Origin of the sequence: Rhodococcus sp. EPR-134 (assembly GCF_001647205.1) — a bacterium.
Classification (GTDB): domain Bacteria; phylum Actinomycetota; class Actinomycetes; order Mycobacteriales; family Mycobacteriaceae; genus Rhodococcus_F; species Rhodococcus_F qingshengii.
On record NZ_LVCT01000656.1, the window covers coordinates 1 to 6,055 of the forward strand.

The 6,055-nt window shown below is 54.5% G+C and carries 8 protein-coding genes; 1 reads left to right on the top strand and 7 read right to left on the bottom strand.

The genetic code is table 11. From position 1 onward, the window contains the following. Window positions 1–117: 117 nt before the first annotated feature. On the bottom strand, window positions 118–504 hold the full coding sequence (locus A2J01_RS28550; RefSeq protein WP_011197454.1) for a hypothetical protein: 387 nt from the start codon (window positions 502–504) through the stop codon (window positions 118–120). A gap of 173 nt (window positions 505–677) precedes the next feature. Here A2J01_RS28550 and A2J01_RS28555 point away from each other — a divergent pair, with 173 nt between their 5' ends. Then, window positions 678–1,028 (top strand): hypothetical protein, encoded by a 351-nt coding sequence (locus tag A2J01_RS28555; RefSeq protein ID WP_064114077.1) that lies wholly within the window; start codon window positions 678–680, stop codon window positions 1,026–1,028. A 173-nt stretch (window positions 1,029–1,201) separates the two neighbouring features. Here A2J01_RS28555 and A2J01_RS36080 read toward each other — a convergent pair whose 3' ends face one another. The 6 genes from A2J01_RS36080 to A2J01_RS28580 form a co-directional block, all read right to left on the bottom strand. After that, window positions 1,202–1,378, bottom strand: coding sequence for a hypothetical protein (locus A2J01_RS36080; protein WP_153939867.1), 177 nt, complete (start codon window positions 1,376–1,378; stop codon window positions 1,202–1,204). Between the two features lie 236 nt (window positions 1,379–1,614). Continuing rightward, window positions 1,615–2,796: a protein rep gene (locus A2J01_RS36085; RefSeq protein ID WP_156519433.1), complete on the bottom strand. Its 1,182-nt coding sequence runs from the start codon at window positions 2,794–2,796 to the stop codon at window positions 1,615–1,617. A 214-nt stretch (window positions 2,797–3,010) separates the two neighbouring features. Continuing rightward, window positions 3,011–3,313 (bottom strand): hypothetical protein, encoded by a 303-nt coding sequence (locus A2J01_RS28565; RefSeq protein ID WP_064114079.1) that lies wholly within the window; start codon window positions 3,311–3,313, stop codon window positions 3,011–3,013. Further along, entirely contained in the window at window positions 3,310–4,005 is a 696-nt protein-coding gene (locus A2J01_RS28570; protein ID WP_156519434.1) for a hypothetical protein, read from the bottom strand. Before A2J01_RS28570 ends, A2J01_RS28565 begins: the two co-directional genes overlap by 4 nt. 26 nt (window positions 4,006–4,031) lie before the next feature. Continuing rightward, window positions 4,032–4,922 (bottom strand): FtsK/SpoIIIE domain-containing protein, encoded by an 891-nt coding sequence (locus A2J01_RS28575; protein WP_064114081.1) that lies wholly within the window; start codon window positions 4,920–4,922, stop codon window positions 4,032–4,034. Continuing rightward, complete coding sequence (locus tag A2J01_RS28580; RefSeq protein ID WP_064114082.1) at window positions 4,922–5,596, bottom strand: hypothetical protein; 675 nt, start codon at window positions 5,594–5,596, stop codon at window positions 4,922–4,924. Before A2J01_RS28580 ends, A2J01_RS28575 begins: the two co-directional genes overlap by 1 nt. Window positions 5,597–6,055 lie beyond the last annotated feature (459 nt).

A 6,055-nucleotide genomic window follows, 5' to 3' on the forward strand; every position in this document is an offset into this window, starting at 1 on the left:
GACGCTCTTGCATTCCGCTGGAAAGCTTAATGTCTTGTGTGCCAACAATATTCAGGCCAACAATCAGTCCGACTAGCAAGGCAACAATCGGTATCGCGATTCGTGAAACCAGCTTTGTCATGCGTCCGCGCTCTTACGAGCAGGTGCGGAGACGGCCGCCGCAGGCATTGGAACCAGGTTCTCGACCGTGATGGACAGTGCGAGACGATCCATTCCCGTCATGTAGGGCTGCACCCAGACAAGGCCTTCTGCTCGATAGATCGTGCCGAAACTGAACGGCTCGTTCGGCGGATTGATGACGTGCACGGATGCTGTCTTATCCGTCGCGACAGTTCCATCTTTGCGCGCAACTCGAAGCAGTGCACCAGTCGAATACTTCACACGGCCGTCGGGAGTGAGCTTGTCCTGAACCGGCTTGATCGGGTCGTCCATACCGGCCACGAACACCGGAAACTGATCAGCGGTAGTTGCGACGGGGAGGGACGTTCCGAGCTGAACATTCATGCGAGTTCCTTTGATCGAGTCCGATACAGCTTATGGCTTAAGTGTCCAGATTCAGCAACACTTGTTCATCTACACTTCAAACCGTACACATAATATCGCGTAGTGTCCAGTTGCTGCACAAACCATCATCGACTGCACACTTTTTGTGGTTGATCACTCAATAAGCTGTCCGTATGGACGAGAAAGAGGTTCGCGCGATGATTCAACGCAAAGAAACCGAACGAAAGATGCAGGTCATCAAGCAGGCCTCTGTGGATCTGTCACACTCCTGGCAGACCATTCAAAACGCGCACGACTCCACGACTGTCGCAATGGAGCTACGAGAGGCCGGGCTTCAACGCGAATTCTGGCTACAGGCTCTCGCAGACATCACATCTGTAGTGGGAACTGCCTCTGAGCTGCGCAAATCCATTTCTCGTTTTCTCGTTGACGAACTTGACGTCAGCAGCCGAACCGTTGCCACCGTTGCAGATGTTTCACCGTCGACCATCAGTACTTGGCGTGGTGAGCATGAGTCATCGTAAAAACATCCTCTGACCTGCTATGGCCCCGATGATCACCTATTACCTAGGCGGCGGCTCCGCCGCCGCTGCCCGCAGGCTCCCCCACCTACGCGCTCCGCTCCGCTCGCGCTTCGGTGCTCCGCCCGCAGGCCCAGGAGCGAGTTTGCGCCTCGTTTAGACCATCTGGAGGGTTCTTAGTTGGCTTGAGGTCGCAACGCGTCCTGAAGTCGATCGAGGAGCAGGAACGCATCATCTCGATCTAGCGTGATTTCTTGCCCATAAAGCGAGAGATACACACCCATCACAACGCCATCGACGTCTACCGAAGCTGCATTCGCTGCGATACCAACGGGACGTTCATTGATGCTCATGAGATGGGTTTACCTGCAAAAATAGTCGGCAGCCAAATCGGCCGGCCTTTTTCTATCTGCCCGGTCAGCCCCCCGAGACCAACCATGAAACAGGCCGTCTCTCTGTCAAGGCCAAGCCGCTACGCGGTGCTATCGCAGCCCTGACAGAGAGACACCCAGCTTCAAAGCGGCAAGTATCGGGGGGATGCCCTCAAGTGTGGTTCATACGAGTGAAAGTTGTTGCACAGCAAGACATTTCACTTACGAATCGATATTATCGGAGGCCGCACATCCGCTGCAGGCAATCGATAATGCAAGTGGTCACGAAGGTTTTCCCAGGTCGCGCCCGCTTCCACGAGTCCAAGGATCTCTCCGAAAACGTAAGGCGCACAGTTCCGAATCATCATCCAGGACCGAGCAGGAATGATCGCAACCATGACCGGGGCAGATTCTTCCTGTTCGACAATCTGAGCATCCGTGAGTTCTACGCCAAGACCAGCTCGCGCGCGCAGTCCACGAGACCATGCGATTGCTCGGCGTCCCATCGAACCGAACTCAAATTCGCGCCAGAGTTCCAACGCTTGTGGATCCCCTCCGACTGCATCAACGGCGATTTCCCAAGGTGCACGGTTGCCGTGCCGACCACTTTTTCCGTCACCTGAACCGACCTCCATACCGACCCCGGATGCAATTTTCGTCAGGTATGAAGCAAGAACTTGATCATCTTCACTACCGATTTTTCGTACATCCAAGCCACCTTTTCGTACATCCAAACCATCTGAATTAGGTAGTGGCTCAGCAAATCTCCGTAGCGGCGCAGCAAATCCCAGAGACACCAGTTTGGAAGTCCAACGATCGAACATCGCATCTGAAAAGGATTCGAGGATGTTCTCACTCACGTCACCACTGAACATGAGTAGAGCGTGGACGTGAACGTGCCAGCCATTTTTACCGTGTGTGATTTCAACAGCTCGTACGTATCCGTCGCAGCCGTACATTTCACGTTCGGTACGCCATCGGCGGCCGTTGGTCGCAGCTTTCCAGGCTGCCGAAAGTCCAGTCCACAAATCATGCAAACGCTGCCCGGCGGTATGGCGCATGGTCATGGTCACCATCGCAACAGATCCAGTCCCGAGTTGATGAGCAACAACTTGAGAAATTTCGTCTGCTCGATGTGCGCCGACTTTTCCCGCACAGCAGGGGCAGATCCAGCCCTTTCCGCAGGAGCGAAGGCCTCCAAATCCGGAACCTTTGGGACCGTTGACGATGGTCACACCGTTCACGCCGGAAATCGGCCGGCCGCACGCATTAAAAGTTTCTGACGTGGTGATTTGTTGAAGTTTGGGTCGAAGTTCGTGCCGGACACCGCGCTTGTCGGACGACACGAGGACAGGGGACCGGTCTTTGCCGGAAAGGTGTTCAGCACTTACGCTGGTCATAACGAGCGGGGTCCTAGTCAAGTAGGAGCCTCGAAGGCGGCGGCAGGGTGGTCCAACACCCTTCGTCGCCGCTCGTATTTTCGGAGTAAATCCAGCTAGTTCAGCTCGGATACTCCACTTCGAGGTTCATCGATTATTTGGTTTTTATCCACTTAACCAGCAGAAACAGCGTTTATCGCTGATCTGCTGGTCAGTACGGCGTGTCGGGAAGCCGCTAGTCCGCGGCGAGTCCCCATGCTTCAACAACGCCAGCCTTCTCTTCCGGGGTTCTGCTTGTCTTCACCAGTGCATCGAACAGACCCCGGTATTCACCCAGTGCTTCAATGTCGAATCCGGCTTCACGGGCGTAGTCGGGGGTGTAATAGCAGCACATCGCAGCAAGAATTTCAGACGATTCAGCGCGTTCACCAGCGTAAATCCAGCCGTAGACATCATGTCCACCCCACAGATCAGGCCCGCGATGATCGTAAATGCCGACAGCTAGACGAAGGATGAATACCGTAGCTTCGTGCTTCACACATCAACCCTCTGATCTGCTGCACTCAGAATTGCATGACCTCCAGAATGGCTGCATAGCTCGTCGTAGACCTGGGCAACAAATGACGGTCGATCAGCATTGTCCATGAAGAGTTGAACGAACTTCGGTCGGACAAGACTGATCCACGGTGCGGTCAGAGTTTCGAAATCGCGTCCCTCGAGGTGTTCATGCATTGCGACAGCCCATGCCGCCCCTCGAGCAGCGCACCAATCTCGTTCGGCTCCCTCGCTGTCCGAAATGTCGTATTTAAGGCCCAGTGATCGTCCAACTTCAGCAGCTGAGTCACTAGCACGTTTCCAATCGTCACCGCGTAAATCGTTGAGCTTTCCGAGTTCATCGCCTAGAAGCAGCTCAGACATTGCGAACACGGTCATCGAACTGACCCATCGTGGACCGACTAGTGCACCAAGGTCGTCATCGGTGATCTGCATGCCGCGAAGTTCGTCAACGACAGCTTGGCCTTCCAAACCTACCCTGGCCCTGAGTATTTCAGTTATTACGAGATGATCATTCGGCCAGCCTGATTTGATCCGGAGTGCAGTCGTTACGACTCGTTCCGTGGGCAGGTTTCGGCGTGAAGCAAGTTTTTCTCCTGCCTCATGTGCAACCTTCTCAAATTGCTGTCGAATGTAGGTGTTTACCGGGATTGCGTCTGTCGGGTAGCCGATCAAGGTATGTCCTCCTGTGTGTTCGGTTGTCAGCCTATGTCGCCGAGATGTCGGTATTCCGAGGCGATTGTCATTCGTTGTGCTCGGTCGATGTTCAGTGCGGCTTCATACGCGAGGTCTGCGTTTTCGACGTAACTCGCGTAGGTCGAGTACTCACCCACGCGAACCGTTCGGATCATTTGGCGCCGTAGTCCGGGTTGGTCGAAGAAGCCTTGACCAGGGACGAATCCTTCGACCAGTGCGCACTCTTCAGGTGTTGCGTTGGGGTGCAGCATTTTGACAGATTCAGGTTCGTCTACGCGGAGAGTCATTTTCACCGCGAAATTCGAGCGAGCGTTTCCGCCCACGATGGAAGCTTCCGCACGTTGAGCCAAGAGCAACATTCTGATGCCTGCTTTGGCCGACTGAGCAGCGATCTGTCGAACAAGCGATGTGATGCGGGGTGCGTATCTATCTGCTGGTTTCAGACCGTTGGTTGCATCGAAATCCTGTGCGCCCTCGATGATTCCGGGAAATTCTTCCAGTACGAGCAGGATGAGAGGTAGTGCTGGCGAGAACAAAGAAATTTTGTCTATGCGTCGATCCCAGAAACACTCAATTCGTCGGTCGGATTCTGCTTTGACGAACTGGAGGACTCGGAGGACTTTGTCAAAATCGTTCAGTCCGAGCTCGATGTTCGGTTCAGCGGGTCTTCGGTGGACGAATGGGGCTAGTAAGACGGAAGTGGGATCGACTCCGACGACACGCACAGCGGGATTCGATCCAGCCTGTGCGAGCAGGTTGTAGGTGCATTGAGATTTTCCGGAACGGGTTTTGCCTTGAATGAGCCAGTGAGCAGCATCTTTGGCTATATCGACCAGGACAGGTTGGGCTAGTTCGTTCCATCCAATCGCAATCGGGATCGTGTCTGTTTGATCCATCAGGCGTCCGTGCTTTTGTCGAACGGAAGATCCTTTTCTTGCTCCCACCAGGGCCGAGTGTCCCCGAGTATGCCGCCGGCCTCTTCCTTCAATGTGCCGGCCGATGAGTCCTCGACGTCACTGAGCCATGCTGCATCTCGTGCTTGAGAAATGGTGTCTGCGTCGATCAGAAGTAGCTCGACCCGGCGCGGCTCTAATTTAGTGAAACTGGCACGTAGAGCACCGAAAGCGTCCGCTATTTTGACCGTTTTCGATGTCATGTCTTCTCCCGTGATGCCTGTCGGAAGGTCGAAAGCGACTGATCGAGTCAATCCGTCGTCCGAAAATTTATAACTCCGAATGAGAGGAGGCTGTCCAGAGGAATTGATCAGACCGAGATTGGCCGCAGCACCTGCAACTTCCGGAGTTCCTCGCCACCATCGAGCTGTACGACGTTTGCGACGCCGAGCCTTCGTTCTGTCTCTCAGGTAGACCATTGCTACAACGCACACCAGCAGCACACTGACCAAGAGCCACATCTCAGCGTCGAAGATGTAGAGCACGAGAAGCAACAGAAACGTCGAGGACAGAATCGGGTAATCCGCAATTTTTGCCTTGAGTTTTCCTCGCATGATTTGCCAGGTTGTACGCCTTCGTACCTGGTCACCGCGTCGAACGGCTTCGTAATTGCTCATCGGGGCCACTCCACAACGACATTCGGACTATCTACCTCGACCTGCTCATCCACATTCCACAACCACGACTCGACTGGCACAAGAGCGCATCCGGAGGTTCCGAGCTTGAGACTGGTTTGCACTCGCTCGCTCGTCAATGTTTCTGGGACAGTCTCAGCCTCCGTTCCGTTGTAGACCGGGACAGGGCTGTTTACGGTCAAATAGACTGCGCGCCAACCTTCGGGAACTGGAACATCACCGCAAGTACTGGTCTTCGAGTACGGCGACGTGATGACCTTTCCATTGGGGTTAGTCCACTGGATCCCATCGGCGCTCAATTCCGGACTCACTCGGACGTATCCCGGTATCTCTCTGCATGCACTGACAGATGGAACAGAACCTGTCGGAAGAGGAGATCTGCACCAGGTCACCGTTCGTTCAGCCCATGAGTCCCGACGCTCTGGCATTCCGCTGGAAAGC

What these genes read in the sequence shown, in the direction of transcription:
- A2J01_RS28575 (WP_064114081.1), bottom strand. Translation starts at nt 4,922, where the DNA reads ATGGATCAAACAGACACGATCCCGATTGCGATTGGATGGAACGAACTA.
- A2J01_RS36080 (WP_153939867.1), bottom strand. Translation starts at nt 1,378, where the DNA reads ATGAGCATCAATGAACGTCCCGTTGGTATCGCAGCGAATGCAGCTTCG.
- A2J01_RS28550 (WP_011197454.1), bottom strand. Translation starts at nt 504, where the DNA reads ATGAATGTTCAGCTCGGAACGTCCCTCCCCGTCGCAACTACCGCTGAT.
- A2J01_RS28580 (WP_064114082.1), bottom strand. Translation starts at nt 5,596, where the DNA reads ATGAGCAATTACGAAGCCGTTCGACGCGGTGACCAGGTACGAAGGCGT.
- A2J01_RS28555 (WP_064114077.1), top strand. Translation starts at nt 678, where the DNA reads ATGGACGAGAAAGAGGTTCGCGCGATGATTCAACGCAAAGAAACCGAA.
- A2J01_RS36085 (WP_156519433.1), bottom strand. Translation starts at nt 2,796, where the DNA reads ATGACCAGCGTAAGTGCTGAACACCTTTCCGGCAAAGACCGGTCCCCT.